Below are 15,789 nucleotides of genomic sequence, written 5' to 3' on the forward strand. Positions count from 1 at the left end.
TTAGGACCTCAGATTTTCATTCTGGTAAGAGGGGTTCGATTCCCCTACGGGCTACAAAACTTCCGAAACATTTTCGGAAGTTTTTTTTATTTCTTTTTCCTAAATTTATTCCATGAAAATTTTAATTGTCAACGGGCCGAATCTTAATCTCCTTGGAACACGTGAACCGGAAATCTACGGTAATGTTTCGATGGAAGATTATCTGGAAAATCTAAAAGCCGAATTCCGAAATCATGAGATTCAGTATTACCAATCGAATGTAGAGGGAGAAATTATCAACAGAATTCAGGAAGATGATTTTGATGCTTTAATTCTGAATGCAGGTGCTTTTACCCACTACTCTTTTGCCATTGCCGACTGCCTTAAAAACATTTTGAAACCGAAAATAGAGGTTCACATCAGCAATATCTACAAACGCGAGGAATTTCGCCAAAAATCGGTTACAGCAGCTCATACCGACGGAATTCTTTCCGGCTTTGGTTTGGATGGCTACAAACTCGCTATTTTAAGTTTACAATCAAAATAGAAAATCATAAAAAAAGCTTCAGAAAATTCTGAAGCTTTTTTATGTACAATTAAATCTAATATTATAACTGAGGTCCTGCAGCAACTAATCTTTGTCCTTCTTCAGTATCGCAGTACTGTTTGAAGTTCTCGATGTATTTTGCTCCAAGTTCTCTTGCTTTAGCTTCCCAATCTGCTTCGGTAGCATAAGTATTTCTAGGATCCAAGATTCCTTCTGAAACATTAGGCAATGAAGTAGGAATTTCAAGGTTTAATACAGGAACTGTCGTTTTAGGTGCATTATCAATTGAACCGTCTAAAATTGCATCAATAATCGCTCTTGTATCTTTCAGAGAAATTCTTTTTCCTGTTCCGTTCCAACCTGTATTTACCAAATATGCTTTTGCACCGTGTTCTCTCATTTTACCAATCAAAGTTTTAGAGTACATTGTTGGGTGTAAAGTAAGGAATGCCTCACCAAATGCAGGAGAGAAAGACATTTGTGGTTCTGTAATTCCTCTTTCGGTTCCGGCTAGTTTTGAAGTATAACCGCAGAGGAAGTGGTACTGAGCCTGATCGTCGTTCAAAATTGAAACCGGTGGCAAAACTCCGAACGCATCTGCAGAAAGGTATACGATTTTTTTTGCGTGTCCCGCTTTTGAAGGCAATACAATTTTGTTGATATGATAAATCGGGTAAGATACTCTGGTGTTTTCTGTTATCGAATTGTCCTTATAATCGATTTCCCCATATTCATTTACCACAACATTTTCCAAAAGTGCATCTCTTTTAATTGCCTTGAAGATGTCCGGTTCTTTTTCCTCAGTAAGGTCAATAACTTTTGCATAGCAACCTCCTTCATAGTTGAATACTCCGTTGTTATCCCAACCATGCTCATCATCACCAATTAAATATCTTTTTGGGTCTGCAGAAAGCGTAGTTTTACCTGTTCCGGAAAGTCCGAAGAACAAAGCTACATCTCCTTTTTCGCCTACGTTTGCAGAGCAGTGCATAGAAGCCATTCCTTTCAATGGAAGATAGTAGTTCATCATCGCGAACATCCCTTTCTTCATTTCTCCACCGTACCAAGTTCCACCAATAATCTGAATTTTTTCAGTAAGGTTGAACATGACGAAGTTTTCAGAGTTCAAGCCTTGTTCTTTCCAGTTCGGGTTGATTGTTTTGGAACCGTTCATCACCACAAAATCTGGCTGCCCGAAGTTTTCTAACTCGTAATTGGAAGGACGGATAAACATGTTAGTTACAAAATGCGCTTGCCATGCAACTTCCATAATAAACCTTACCTTTAATCTTGTATCTGGATTTGTACCGCAGAAAGCATCAACAACATACAGTTTTTTTGATGAAGAAAGCTGCTCCAAAACTAAATTTTTGCAAGACTGAAATATATCGTCTGTTGTAGGAAAATTTACTTTTCCATCCCAGCAAATGGTGTCCTTTGTTACATCATCATGAACAATGTATCTGTCTTTAGGTGAGCGTCCCGTAAAAATACCTGTTTTTACGGCAATTGCTCCGGATTCCGTTTGAGCTCCCTTTTCAAAACCTGTGTTTTTGGTTGACATTTCAGCTTTGTAAAGCTGCTCATAAGTTGGATTGTAAACAATTTCCTGATAACCTGTGATTCCTAAATCATGAAGTTCCTGAATAATCTTGATGTTTTTCATATCTTACTTTTAATGTTTCTGTTTTTTCCTTAACAAATTTACCCAAAAGATAAGGATTATCCCGAAGACTGTAGACTGATATAAGTCAGAAAAAGGAAATTGATTTAAATTATTGAATTTCAATTGATTAAATCTTTACAATCAAAAATAGTGTGGAAATTTCTGCCTGAAAAGTAATTTTTGAAATCACGAAATTTTGAGCTCATCACAAAGTCTCCTCCCCATGCTCCCAAACTTTTGATAAACGAAGGACAGTTTTCGAAATATTTTTCTTTCACCGTTGGAATTTCAAGAAAATCCGAAAGTTTTTGTTCGTGCAAAGTCATCAATTTTGAAAATCTTTCTAAATCTTCACATTTAATTACCTGTTCTGTAATTTCAGAAAAAAACTGAATGAGTTCCGGAGATTTTTCTTTCGAACGATAAAGCTGAATTCCCTCTCTGGAATCCTGCTTTTGATTAAGATGAATAAAAATGAGTTCATCTTTGAAGGTTGGTTGAAAATCAACTTTCTCAACAATTCTTTCGCCGTTTTTAATCTGAAAAAGAATATCCGATTTTTCACGCGCAACTGCGATATCATAACCACTTCCGCCCAGAGAATCATCATTTAATTTAAAAGCATCAATTTCTGCCCATTCCGCAAGATTGTTCATCAAAGTGGAACTGCTGCCCAAACCGAAATTTCCCGGAAACTGCAGATTTGTTTTTAATTCATAAGAATGATGATGCTGAAGTTTAGTTTTAGAACGATGTTTAACATTCTTCAAAACTTTAAGAACAAAAGCTGCAGCGTCCGGGAGATTGGCTTCAACAACAGTTTCTTCCTGATAATTAATTACCGCTTTCAACCATGTTTTTCCTTTATGAAGTGCTTCCCAAAACACCAAAGATTTTCCATCATGGATTTCTTGAAAAAAAAACTCCTGCCCAAGCTGCGTTGGAACAGCCAGGGCAAGAGCACCGTCGAGAACGACGTATTCGGAGGTGAGTAATAATTTTCCGGGTGAAAATATTTTACCCATGTTTTTTAAATTTTAAATTGCAGAAGATACGGCTACTTCACCATCAATCTTTTTAATCAATCCCTGTAAAGTTTTTCCAGGACCTACTTCGATAAAGTTTTGCGCACCGTCTTTAATCATATTCTGTACACTCTGTGTCCATTTTACAGGACCGGTAAGCTGTGCAATTAAATTCTTTTTGATTTCTTCAGAATCGGTTACGGCAGTTGTTGTAATATTCTGATAAATCGGCATGGTTGCCTTACGGAATTTTGTTGCGGTGATGGCTTCTGCTAATTTTTCCTGAGCGGGCTGCATCAAAGGAGAGTGGAAAGCTCCGTTCACAGGAAGAATTAAAGCTCTTTTTGCACCTGCTGATTTCAGGGCTTCACAAGCTCTTTCAACTGCGGCAGTTTCACCGGAAATCACCAACTGTCCAGGACAGTTATAATTCGCAGGAACTACAATTCCTTCCGTTGATGCACAAATTTCTTCCACTTTAGCATCATCCAGACCAAGAATTGCCGCCATCGAACTTGGATTGGCATCACATGCTTCCTGCATTGCTTTTGCTCTTGCTGAAACCAGTTTCAAACCATCTTCAAAAGAAAGAACACCATTGGCTACAAGCGCCGAAAATTCTCCTAAAGAATGTCCTGCAACCATTTCTGCTCCCAAAGCATTAATTGCTTTTACAGCTGCTACACTGTGTATAAAAATTGCGGGCTGAGTTACACTGGTTTGTTTCAGTTCTTCTTCAGAACCTTCGAACATGATGGAAAGGATATCAAATCCTAAAACTTCGTTTCCAAATTCCATCAAATCCTTTATATCTTTTCGGGAATCGTACAGTTCTTTTCCCATTCCGATAAACTGAGAACCCTGTCCCGGAAATACTAATGCTTTCATATAAAAATTTTTCCCGATAAGTAATTTGAGATTACTTCCAGCTGTGTTTGTTATTGTTTTTTTATTGGTCTTACCACTCTGTAACCAGTGTTAACATAAGCTCCGTTGTTTTTGGCTTTCACGTATTCGAACTTAGTAGCCAGCTGCGTCTGTACTTTACCAATTTGTTTGAAAACTTCGCCTTTTTTGTTTTCGCGGCTTAAAATATCATTAACAACGTCAAATCCTATTACCGCATATTTTGATGGCGATTTGCAGTATTTCTGCTTGTAATCTGCCATAATTTCTTTTTCAAAAGTTCCGTCCGTATTGATTTTTCTGTCCATCAGATAAACCAAATTCGCCTGGCTAAGCTCGTCCACTTTTTTCTCGAAAGAGGGATGATAGAACATACTGAACGCTTTTACTCCGTCCACTTGTTTAGAAAGTGAAATTAACCTGTTGGTAAAAGCATTTCCTTTTTCGTCGTTAGTTGAAGCCAAAACTGCAATTACAGGAGCATTTTGTCCTGTCATCATGTTTTTGTCCGGCTGAATATCCTGTGCTGAAGCTACCATTACGATGTTTGGCTTCTTCAAAGATTTTTCCAGACCTTCTTTAATTAAAGTTGCATTGGCTTTGTCAGCATCTTCAACGATATAAATTTTTTGGTCTGAATATACCTGTGCTACTTCTTTTACGATTTTATCTGCGTAAACATTATCGGCAGTTTCAACAATAATTAAATTACTGTGATCGTAAAGGTCTTCTGAGTTGGCAAAAGGTGCTACAACAGGAATTTTAGAACTTCCTACATAGCTCAACACCTCTTTCACACTCGATTTGAAGAATGGACCGATAATTAAATCCGTATTGTCTTTATTAATTTGGGAAAGTGAGTTTTTGAAGCTCGCTTCGTTGCCCGCATCCACTACCTTGATATCCAGTTTCTGTCCCAAACGAACGTTTCTTTCAATCGCCAGTTTTGCTCCGGATAAAAATTCGGTGGACATTGCTCTGTATTTCGAATCGTTGGTATCAAAACCGAAAGGAAGCATCATCACCACATTTAAAGCATCACCAGATTTCTTCACATAACTTGCATCTACTTTCTTGATTTTCAAAACCATTCCGGATTTTAAACCAGAAGAAAGAGAAGGATTTAAAGCTAATAATTCATCAAGCGTAACTCCGAATTTATTCAGAATACCAAAAACAGTATCGCCGTCCTGAACGGTATAAGTAACATAATCGTCAACAATAGTCGTTTGAGCGTTGGTTGAAACCGGCGTTGCTTTTGGCTTTTCTTCCTGAACAACCACCACATTTTTCACTTCTCCTTTTACTTTGATGGCATCACCAACCTGCAAACCTTTCTGTTCCAGACCAGGATTTAAAGCAAAAAGTTCCTGTTGCGTTAAGCCAAACTCTCTACCTATTTTGTAGTAATTATCTTTTGCCTGAACAACATACATATCATTGCTGACAGCAATCTTAGCCTCTGCTTTTGGAGCTTCTACAACTGTATTTTCAGCAACTGATGCACTTTCAGTCCCGTATTTTCTAATATTTTCCAATGGAAGAACTACTCTGTCACCAATCTTCATGTTGGAATCCAAATTTGGATTCAGTTGACGAAGTTCAGATTCTGTAACGTGATACTGTTTTGTAATTCCGTAGATGGTTTGCTTTGGCTGTAGCGTAATGGTTCCTGTTTTACCGGAAACGTTTGCTAAAACTTTTGGTTTTTCAACAGGTTTTTCCGCTACTGTTTTAGGAGTAGCTTTTAACTTGTTGTTAATGGTTAAAACATCACCAATTGCCAGTTTTCCTTCTTTTGCTTTTGGGTTAAGCTTCAGAAGTTCGTCCAGTGTCATCCCATATCTTTTTGCGATATTGTAAGGGTTATCACCTTTGGCAACAGTGTGCGTTTTCTGAGCAGATAAAGCCCCAAACGCGAACAAACCGGATATGAATAAAATCTTTTTAATCATCTTTGTTTAATAATTTACAAAAATAATGCTTTAAAATTAAATCTGCATTATAATTAATTCTGAATTTCGAACTTCCATCTTGTCGTAACAAGTTTGAAGCCAATCTCTCCCAAAATCGGCATAAAACACGCTAAAATTAAGCACTCTTTCCTGCCAGTTTTTTCCCGGATGAACATCCAAAAACAAATCTTCAATGCGCTGAAGTTTTTCCTGCTGTTTTATTTTTTCTGCCCGAAGAAGTCTTTTCCTCATTCTGTCAAAAGACTTTAATTGGCGGGTTTCTTCTGCCTCGATCAAATTTCTGAAAGACTGGTCTGTTATTTCGGCTTTAGATTTCATCAGCTCAAAAGAAGCTTTCAGTTCTGCTTCTTTTGAATTGATTAAGGCTGAAATTTCATGATTATCTGTGAGTTTTGAACGAATGAGTTGTGCAAAATTTTCAAAGAAATCTGATATTTTTAAATCCAGTTTTTCGGCTTTCTGCAACGTTTTTTCTTTCAGAAATAACATGGAATTCCTAGGAATTAAAACCGGAAATTTCAGATTTAAATGTTTAAAATAATCCTGAAGTTCCAGCCAGTACATAATTTCCGCGTTTCCACCAATGTAGGCCAAATTTGGAAGAATATTCTCCTGATAAACCGGCCTCATCAATGCGTTCGGACTGAATTTCTCCGGATGATTTTCAAGTTCAGTTAAAATTTCTTGTTTGGTGAATGAAATATTTTTGTCGACAATCTGAAACTGATTATTATTGAATTCAATTCTGTCGCGGGTTTCACTCAGATAAAACAAATTGATTTCTCGTGGATTCACTTGAACTTTTCCATATTGGTTCGAAAGCATTTCCACTTTTTCTTTTGAAGATTCAAAAAGTTGATTTTGCAAAAGTTCTTCCCTGAAAATGTCTTTCATCAAAGTTTTTAAAGCGACATCGTCTCCGTCAACAATTAAAATTCCGTCATCAGAAAAAATTCTGTTCACCAAAATTCGGGTTGCTTCGGCCAAAGTATTTCCTTTGGAATAAGATTCCTTCATCCAGCGAATCAACTCTGTTCCGTAAACGGAATCTTTAAATTCGGATTCAAATTCAGAAATAAAATATTGGTCTTCCACTTTTATTCTACCAACTGCACCCCCGGAATCACCTTTTATTTCGTAGAAATTGTTTCCCGTTTTGAAATGGTTAATTTCATCAAAATCATGGTCTTCCGTTGCCATCCAAAAAACAGGAACAACATTGATGTCTTTAAATTTTTCGGCGATAAATTCTGCAGTTTTAATGGTCTGCAAAATTTTATAAATAAAGAAAGAAGGCCCTGTAAACAGGTTTAACTGATGTCCCGTAACAACGGTAAACGTATTTTCGTTCTGAAGCAATTCCAGATTGCTTTTCTGCTTTTCTGAAAGCTCCAGAGCAGACATTTGTTTTCTCAAAGCGTCTGCTAAAACATTTCTTTTTTCACTTGAATACTCTTTTTGTTTCGCTTCAATCTGCTTTCTGAAATTTTCTACACTGAAAATCTGCTCCTCAAAACCGGGGATTTCAGCATTCAGAAAATCCTTGATAAGCTTTGGAATGCTCTCAATTTCAAGGAAAGGTATGTTAGTAACTGTCTTCAAAATTTTAATGAAAAAGGTTCCATACAATACCGATATTCAGCCTGAAATCATAAATCGGGTAATATGGCGCTGTGTAAGATTTGTTCTGCATAAAAGTGGTAGTAAAATGCTGTGCCTCGATATAAAACTGCATGGTTTTTACCTTCATGTTAAAATATGCGTCTGCAATTGGCTGTCCTCCGATAGAATAAGCGTTTGCGTTAGGCAAAACAAACTCGTTCAGCACCGGGGAAAAATCGCGGCTTGCAAATTTTGAGAAATAATAGACTTTAAGACCTGTCATAATTTCGGCGGCATTTTTAAAGGCTTTCGTTTGGTAATAAATGTTTCCGCGGCCAATGAAATTCGGAACCGGATACAAATCTTTGTTGGTTAAATTACTTTGGAAAGCCAGTTTGGTATTCAGGTGAAATTTATTGTAACTGAACGTCGCTTCACCTCCGATTTGTGTAATATTCAACGCACTGCTGCTTTGTTGCGGAAGCTGATTTGCATCGAAATAAGCAAAATTATCAATCGCAAAATAATTAACAAACAGGGAAGAATTAAACCATTTTAATCCAATCTTGCCACCAATATCGAGCACATTTTGATTTTTAAAATCTTCGTTTTTCCAGTTGAAATCTACCACAGGTGAAGAATTGATGATATAATTGAAACTTGGCGCCGCACTTTGGAAATTCACATGAGCATCAACAAAATAACCGGGAATCGGTTCGAATTTTAAGTTGTTTGCTGAACGCAAATAGTTGCCGAATTCTTTTCCGTTCGAATATTCCAGAAATGCATTTAAAGCAAATTTTTCGAGGAGATTCATCTTCAAATTTCCAACTGCTCCCAATCTTCCTTCGGAATATTCGTAAGGCTGAACCGGATTTTCGTCCAATTCTGCATTGTTGGTTCCCAGTTTAATCATTTGATAACGAACACCTGCTTCCAAGCTGAATTTCTCCTTATCAAACAAAAGCGAAACCGTGTTACTCAAATTTTTTGAATATTTCTTGCTTCCTAATTCCTTTCCACTAACCAAATTACCGTAAAATGCGGAATCTGCACTGGCTAAATTGAAATAATATTTATTTCCCTGATGGAAAATAGTATGTCTAATTTTAAACGGAAATTTCTCAGTATCGAAAGGCGCAAAGCTGTGGCTGAAATAATATCTTCTATAACCAAAACGAGAGTTGGATGCTGTAAGATTTGTTGCTAAATTTTCCCTTTTATTGAAATCTGAATTGCTTCCCAAAAACAGACTTAAGTCTTCAATGCCACCGTTTTCCTCATTATTTACATTTTGGTGAAGATAGTGTGCATAGAATTCGTAACGGCTGTTCTTCGACTTGTAATGTCCCGAAAATAAGGTATTGTTGTTCGCAGACAGGTTGTTATCATAAAATCCTTGAGAACGCAAACCCATATATTCTAACGCGAAGTTGAAATTTTTACCAATATTCTGAGTGTAGGTACTTTGCAAAGCTGCTCCATTTCTCATCGCAGTATGATAAAAAAAGGAAGTTGTCGGCGTTTTGACATCGTAATATTTAATATCTCCAATCCCCAAAATGAAATGCGATTTGTTGGTTGGAAGCAGCGAAAGATTTTGCTCCGGGTTTACCTTCAACATTAAATCCTGAAAACCAGAACCAATATTGGCAAACTGGATTTTTCCGAAATTATCACGGTTGTTCCACTGCGTATTTTCGTAAGATTTCTGCACTGTAAAAGTAGTATCAAAAACCTGCGGCTCCGAAAACTGAGTTTTGAATTTATAATCCTCAATGGTAGGTTTAAAGATTTTCAAAGAGTCTTTAATACCGTTATCTACAACTAAAGTATCTATTTGTTTGACTCTGTTGGAATCGGTTTTATTGATAACCTGCGCTTGCAGCCCAATCCCAAAAAGTAAAAAGAAAACAAAATATCTCATGTAAGTGAAAGTGAAATGCAAAAGTAAGAATTTGCGCGAAATAAAAAACCCCGCAGAATTGCGGGGTTCTTGATAGAAGAAAGTTTAATTATCTGTCATTAAAGGATTTAATGAAAGTTCTTGAGCTGGAATTGGCCATAAATAACCAATATCATTCAGTGCTTTAGCAGGTGCAGTACCATGAGCAGAGAAAGTCTTCAAAAGTCTTGTAATATCTCTTGTTCTATGCCCTTCTCCCATAAATTCCATTCTGCGTTCATTATCCAACGCCAATAAGAATGCATCAGCAGTAGCAAAATCAGCAGCTGTAAAAACCTTTGCTGCATCAGAACGACCATGAACTGCATTTAATAGGGCAATCGACTGAGCATCAACAGCATTGTTTAATCTCACTTTTGCTTCCGCAAGATTCAATAAAACTTCAGCATAACGAATTACCGGTACCCAATCTGTGTAAGGACTTGGCGCTTTAAACTTCGTATTCCAAAGCCTTGCAGAAGTACCGGAACCTGTTGTTAAAACAAATTCTCTTCTTTTATCTGCGCTTGTAAACTGGGTAGTATTTGCTAATATTCCGGCAGGATTAAGTGAATACTCGCCGTTTCCAACACCTCCTCCTGTTGCAGGAGTCCAATAGTATGCAATTTGATTCTGTGTTCCTGGGAAATCTCCCGCGGTTGCTGTCATTGGTAAAGAGAAAACTGATTCTGCCGTAGTATAGGTTGTAAATACATTAGCAATGTTTGCTTCCAACTTATTTGCCACACCACTTGAAGCCGTAAAAGGAGCTGCAGTTGGTACAATTTTATTTGCTTCTGCAACTGCTTCTGCATATTTTTGCATAGATAGATAAACCCTCGTTTTCAATGCTATGGCTGTATTTCTGTGAATACGTGTTACATTGCTGCTTCCTGTGTATGTTAAAGGCAAATCTGCTTCTGCTTCATTCAAATCTTTTAAAATTTGTGTATAAACCTCTCCTACTGTACTTCTTGCAAGCGCAGAACTACCACCACCTTTCACAGCGGTAAGTCTTAGTGGTAAACCAGGTTTTGTACCATTACCATCAGCATAAGGTTTAGCAAAAAACTGTAACAAGCCGAAATAGCTTAAAGCCCTTATCACTTTTACTTCAGCAACGTAATTTTTGTAAAGTGCATCTCCAACAACCGCCTTACCTTGGGTATCCATACCTTCAATAAACAAATTGACATTATTAATGGTATAATAGGATTGCGTCCAAAAACTTGTAATGGAGTTAGATGAGTTGGTGGGGTTCTGCGCAAAAATATCTGCTGCTGTAACCAAATTACTTGTTTGTGAAAGAATATCTTCTCCCCTGATATCATTGTAGATGACATATCTACCACCATGTTGGTTACCATTCTTAAAAGATCCATAAACTCCCAAAAGTTGACTCTGAATTCTTGATGAAGTAGCAAATACCTGATTATCTAAAAATTGAGTGGGATTTTCTGGATACAGCTTATCTTCATCTCGACAAGAAGTCAAAAGAGTAGCTAAACCTAAACTTAATAATATTATATTATTTTTCATTATCTTATTTATTTTACATTAAAAACCTACATTTAAACCAAACACAAATGTTCTTGCATTACCTACTGTGTTTCTGTCCACACCTGGTGCTGTCTGAATATTTCCATTTGAAGAAACTTCCGGATCTGGCCCTGGATACTTGGTAATAATTGCCAAGTTTTGTCCACTTACATATACTCTGATGTTATTAATATTATACTGTTCCAATGTTGATTTTGGCAAAGTATAACCTAGTGTAACGTTTTTCAATTTTATAAAATCTCCTTTAAAAACATTAATATCTAAAGGCATAGAAGATCCATTAGAAACATTATCGTTAAAAACAGGTTTCGCATATTTCATGCCCGTGTCACCTGCTTGCGTCCAAGCGTCAGTTAAAACATCTACACTATTATTCCACCAACGTTGATCATGTAAACCAGCATTAGATCCATAATAAACATAATTTCCTGCTTGGAATGTCAACATCGTGTTCAAATCAAAGCCTTTGTAACGGAAAGTGTTATCGAAACCACCATAAACTTTAGGCTGCGTATTTGCGTACATTACACCATCAGCAATTGATACAGCATTTGCTCTTGTTGTGCCATCTGCCGTTGTTGACCAGTTGTAAGTTCCAGGAGCCGCGTAATACTGATAGTACACTTTTTCACCATTTTTATTAATGAAAATTCTTTTCCCTGTTGTCGGATCTACTCCTCCGGTTCTAACTACGAATAGATAACCGATTGAATAACCTGGCATTGTTCTGTTAACAGTTTCCAAACCTGATGTTGCAGTTTGAAGGTTAGTCATTTCAGGAGATAACGCTGTTACTTCGTTTTTGTTTAGAGAAATATTGAAGCCTGAATTCCATGTAAAGTTTTCATTTTTCACCACGTCTGCTTTCAGATCAAATTCCCAACCTTTATTGTACATACTTCCGATATTCTGTGGAACAGAAGTAGGCAAACCTCCAGAAGGCGCTTGTTGAATAAACAAAATCAAATCGTCAATTTTGTTATCATAGTAAGTAACTTCACCTGTTAATCTGTTATTGAACATTCCAAAGCTAACACCTGCATCCAATTTTTTACTAGTTTCCCAGTGCAAATCAGGATTACCAACTTGGTTAAATAATAAGGTTGAAGCTCCTCCATATAGGCCTGAACCATATAAGTAGCTCGCTCTATAATCATCAATTCCTCCAACATTCCCCACCTTACCATAACTTCCTCTTAATTTAAAACTTGAAAAAAGTTTATCTGCACCCATTTGGTTCCAGAAATTCTCTCTTGCAATTTCCCAACCTGCACTAACTCCCCAGAAAGTACCCTTCTTAACAGATAATGCTGAATATTCATCCTGACGCAGATTACCACTTAAATAATACTTGTTATCAAAGTTGTAATTTAATCTACCAAAAAATGAAACCAAATAGTTTTCGGATTTCAACATTGCTATTGGGTTATTATTTACAAAGCCCGCCTGTACAACATTGTACTCTGGATCCGCAATTCTGTCTCGCTGAATACCAAATCTGGATGAAGTATTCCAAGTTTGTTCATTACCCACAAGCACATTAACATTATTCTTTCCAAAATCCTTTTCGGCTTGTAAAGTATTTGTCCAAAGCATTGTTTTATTCTTATCGCTAATTCCTACAGCATAGCCACCGTAGCTAAATCCATCACCACTCTTAGGGGACCAAAACAAATCATTATCCGTCAGCAAATAATCAACTCCAAATTGGGTACGGGCAGTTAACCAACTCCAAGGTTTAGCCTGTAAATACAAATTACTTTGCACACGATTATTCTCACTGTTTGACCTGTTGTTATCTAACAAAAACTGTGGATTATAGTAACCAATACTACTTCCTACCCCTGCCATCTGAGGCGCATGTCCAATTGCTGCACCATTAATATTGTATGATCCATCATTATTAAAAGGAGCCAAAATTGAAGGAAGTACAAACTGTAAACGCCCTAAACCTCCTGTACCAAATGCACCACCGGCTAATGAACCAGAGTTTGCAGCAGCTTTATTCAATTCATTTGAAAATGAAAGCTTACCTCCAACACTGAAAAGCTTACTTATTTTTGCATCTACATTTAGTAACGCATTTAATCTCTGAAAATCATTTTTCTGTACAATACCTTGTTGATTAGTATATCCTGCGGAGAAGTAATAAGTAGCACCTCCCATCCCACCAGAAACATTTAGATTGTGGTTATAAGAGACCCCTGTACGATAAACTATATCAGACCAATCAGTATCGATTAAATTCCCATTAGCATCTGTCGCAGTTGTAAATTTAACAGCACTTGCAGTTGGGTTATTTGCAACGGCCATCATTTTATACCTTACATAGTCTTCCGCACCTAAAGTTTCAGGTAAACGGAAAGGCGTTGCCAAACTTAACCAATTGCTGTAGTTTACTCTAGCTTTACCGTTTTTACCTTTTTTTGTCGTGATAAACACAACACCATTGGCAGCACGGCTACCGTAAATTGCTGTTGCTGCCGCGTCTTTTGCAATTTCTACACTTTCAATATCTGATGGGTTAATTGACGCCAAAGGATTACTTGCAGCATCAGTCTGGCTATTATTTCCTGTAAAACTCGGAACACCATCAACAATAACCAACGGATAGGAACTCAATGAAATTGAGTTTACCCCTCTAATTCTGAAAACGGGTGCCGCGTTCAAAACTCCACTTGGAACTGTAATCTGCACACCCGTGCTTCTACCGGCCAATGCTTGATCAAAAGTTTGTACTGGCTTATCTGCCAATACCGATCCCTTTACTGAACTCAAACTTGCCGTTACATCCTTTTTCTTTTGGGTACCATAACCCACAACCACAACTTCATCAATGTTACCCACATTGGCTGTGTCTGTCTGAGCAAATGCAGCCTGTCCACAAAAGAACAGAACACCTGCCGTCATTAAAGTTGATTTCATATTCATACTAACTAAAATTATATGTTTTGGCAAATATGTTAATTATTTTTAACATTTGCAAATAATTTTGATTTTATGAAAAAAACTTAGAAACAAACCAATTAATTAAGATAAAAAATACGACTGATTTATAAAAAATTAAAAAATTATCAATTTCTATTAAAACAAACCTACGGCCTAGGTACTATGAAAAAATAAACCCCGCAGTTAGCGGGGTTCAAAGTATTATGGGTTTTGGCTTACAATTATCTGTTAGAATTAACAGTATCGTCAATATTTGGGTTTGCATCAATTTCAGCTTGAGGAATTTTCAAGAAAAATCTCTTATCATCTGGCATCATTGGATTTGTTGCTAAATTTAATCTATGCCAAGAATCTCTTGGAAGCCCTTTTCTTAATCTCTTTGCATCATACCATTCTATTCCGATTTCACCGTATAACTCTTTTCTTCTTTCAACTAAAATTTCATTCAACAAGGCCGCACCTGTATTAGCTGATTGCACAGCAGAAGCATCTCTGTTTTTCTGCAATTGGTATAAAATCGATTTTGCACCAGCTTCATTTCCACTTCGATATAATGACTCCGCTTCAATTAGAATCATTTCGGCAGTTCTAATCAAAGGCACATCGGCATCAAAAGCAAATTTGAACTTTTTAGTATACCATTGTCTATAATCAGTTCTTGTGGTTTTGGCAAAAGTATTTCTTACATCTGTAGCAGTAAACAAAGCTACTAAAGTCTTATTAATATAAGTATTATTGTATGCGGATTCTGTCATTGTAAAAAATCCATGTGGAGCCAAATAATAGTAAGCCGACTGATCGGACGTTTGTGGATCCGCAAGAAGCCATTCTTTATTTTCGTCCATATCATCAAATCCTAATGAATAAGCAGCAGGTTGTAAAGCTCCAGAAACGCTTCCTCCATAAGCAAGATTTGCATACTGCGCAGCTTTTGCCCAATTACCCATTACCTGATAAATTCTGGCTCCTACTGCGTAAGCCACAGTTTTATTGAAGTATGATTTATTAATTCTATTTGTTGAACCGATTGAGATAGCGTGCTCAATATCGCTCACGATAAAATCATACATCTCTTTCTGCGTTGACATTGGATTCCCTTCCAAAGCATTGGGCTCATTATATATTGGGGGAGCAGGTAAAGCAGTATCATAAGTATAGGTATGCTGAAATTCCATACTTAATTCAAAATACATAAATGCTCTCATTGCGTAAGCCTGTCCAAGAAGCTCATTTTTATCATCAGCACTGATTTCTGTACTTTCTTCAACACCTTTGATGAATGCGTTTACCTGATTAATAATATAATAAAGAAAATTCCAAGTAAAAACCGTTCTTCTGTATGTAGGTTCACGGTTGTCGTTTGCATAGTCGAAACCGAACCAGCTTGCTGCATTAATAACATCATTACCTTTATTGGTTCTCGCAAAATACATAGAACCAAGGTTACCTGCATCTGTAGCTGTAAACTGGCCTCTTGTTCTCCTTAAAATACCCGCCATAAAAGCATTTGCACCTTCTTTTGAACCAAAAACCACATCTGGAGAAACAGAAGCTGTAGGAGCTGGCTCATTTAAATACTCTTCTCTACAAGATTGCAGAGTCATAAATATTGCTAGTACTGCAATAAAATATAA

The 15,789-nt window shown here is 36.9% G+C and carries 10 protein-coding genes; 1 reads left to right on the forward strand and 9 read right to left on the reverse strand.

The genetic code is table 11. The features are described from left to right. The first annotated feature begins 112 nt into the window (after positions 1-112). Positions 113-526, forward strand: coding sequence for a type II 3-dehydroquinate dehydratase (locus tag Q0252_RS07475; RefSeq protein WP_297985001.1), 414 nt, complete (start codon positions 113-115; stop codon positions 524-526). Between the two features lie 61 nt (positions 527-587). Here Q0252_RS07475 and pckA read toward each other — a convergent pair whose 3' ends face one another. The 9 genes from pckA to Q0252_RS07520 all read right to left on the reverse strand — a co-directional run bounded on the left by pckA (position 588) and on the right by Q0252_RS07520 (position 15,759). After that, the gene (gene pckA, locus Q0252_RS07480) at positions 588-2,192 is read right to left on the reverse strand and encodes a phosphoenolpyruvate carboxykinase (ATP) (RefSeq protein WP_297985003.1); all 1,605 of its coding nucleotides are present in this window, start codon (positions 2,190-2,192) and stop codon (positions 588-590) included. Between the two features lie 119 nt (positions 2,193-2,311). After that, positions 2,312-3,217 carry a GYDIA family GHMP kinase gene (locus tag Q0252_RS07485; RefSeq protein WP_297985009.1) on the reverse strand — a complete coding sequence of 302 codons (906 nt, stop codon included), beginning with the start codon at positions 3,215-3,217 and terminating at the stop codon, positions 2,312-2,314. 12 nt (positions 3,218-3,229) lie between these two features. Next, positions 3,230-4,105: an ACP S-malonyltransferase gene (gene fabD, locus Q0252_RS07490; protein WP_297985011.1), complete on the reverse strand. Its 876-nt coding sequence runs from the start codon at positions 4,103-4,105 to the stop codon at positions 3,230-3,232. 50 nt (positions 4,106-4,155) lie between these two features. Beyond that, positions 4,156-6,078 carry a LysM peptidoglycan-binding domain-containing protein gene (locus Q0252_RS07495; protein WP_297985014.1) on the reverse strand — a complete coding sequence of 641 codons (1,923 nt, stop codon included), beginning with the start codon at positions 6,076-6,078 and terminating at the stop codon, positions 4,156-4,158. Positions 6,079-6,114: 36 nt separating this feature from the next. After that, complete coding sequence (gene bshC, locus Q0252_RS07500; RefSeq protein ID WP_297985016.1) at positions 6,115-7,701, reverse strand: bacillithiol biosynthesis cysteine-adding enzyme BshC; 1,587 nt, start codon at positions 7,699-7,701, stop codon at positions 6,115-6,117. Positions 7,702-7,705: 4 nt separating this feature from the next. Next, complete coding sequence (locus Q0252_RS07505) at positions 7,706-9,628, reverse strand: putative porin (protein ID WP_297985018.1); 1,923 nt, start codon at positions 9,626-9,628, stop codon at positions 7,706-7,708. 84 nt (positions 9,629-9,712) lie between these two features. After that, complete coding sequence (locus tag Q0252_RS07510; protein ID WP_297985020.1) at positions 9,713-11,140, reverse strand: RagB/SusD family nutrient uptake outer membrane protein; 1,428 nt, start codon at positions 11,138-11,140, stop codon at positions 9,713-9,715. Between the two features lie 63 nt (positions 11,141-11,203). Then, entirely contained in the window at positions 11,204-14,131 is a 2,928-nt protein-coding gene (locus Q0252_RS07515) for a SusC/RagA family TonB-linked outer membrane protein (RefSeq protein ID WP_297985021.1), read from the reverse strand. Positions 14,132-14,376: 245 nt separating this feature from the next. Next, a complete protein-coding gene (locus tag Q0252_RS07520; protein WP_297985022.1) occupies positions 14,377-15,759 on the reverse strand; it encodes a RagB/SusD family nutrient uptake outer membrane protein in 1,383 nt (460 codons plus the stop codon). Positions 15,760-15,789: the final 30 nt, after the last annotated feature.

It is taken from the genome of uncultured Chryseobacterium sp., assembly GCF_936933875.1.
Lineage (GTDB): Bacteria > Bacteroidota > Bacteroidia > Flavobacteriales > Weeksellaceae > CAKZIK01.